The 371-nt window shown below is 56.3% G+C and carries 1 protein-coding gene; it reads right to left on the bottom strand.

Features of this window, described 5'->3' with window-relative positions:
• Positions 1-371, bottom strand: a 371-nt coding sequence (locus tag EN804_RS37540; RefSeq protein ID WP_189602172.1) for a hypothetical protein, incomplete at both ends; no start/stop codon positions are given.

The raw sequence follows: 371 nt of genomic DNA, 5'->3' as shown, positions 1-371 counted from the left end.
CCATCGATCAGGTTGGTCGTCTGAAGCTGCGCGGCGTTGTTCAGGACAAAGATATCCTGGTTGGCATCGGCCCCGTGCAGGGCATAGCTGCCATCGGCGAGATAATAGTAGTTGTAGCCGCCGTCGTCGTTGGGATTGAACACTCCTCCCGCATGGATTGTCGCAGTCCCGCTCGACAGATAATAGCGGTTGAAGGCGGCGTTGCCATTGGAGATGGTGGCCTCGCCGGTCGAGAAATAATAGGATGAATCGTCGGCGCCACCATCCGCTCCATCAATGATCGCAGTCCCGCTCGACAAATGATAAAAGCCGCCATTGATGCCGTCCAGGTCGAGCGACACATTGCCCGAAGACAGATAGATCGACGTCTC

The sequence above is a fragment of the Mesorhizobium sp. M8A.F.Ca.ET.161.01.1.1 genome (assembly GCF_004792105.1).
Taxonomy (GTDB): domain Bacteria; phylum Pseudomonadota; class Alphaproteobacteria; order Rhizobiales; family Rhizobiaceae; genus Mesorhizobium.
This window is presented reverse-complemented; position numbering and strand designations above follow the sequence as displayed.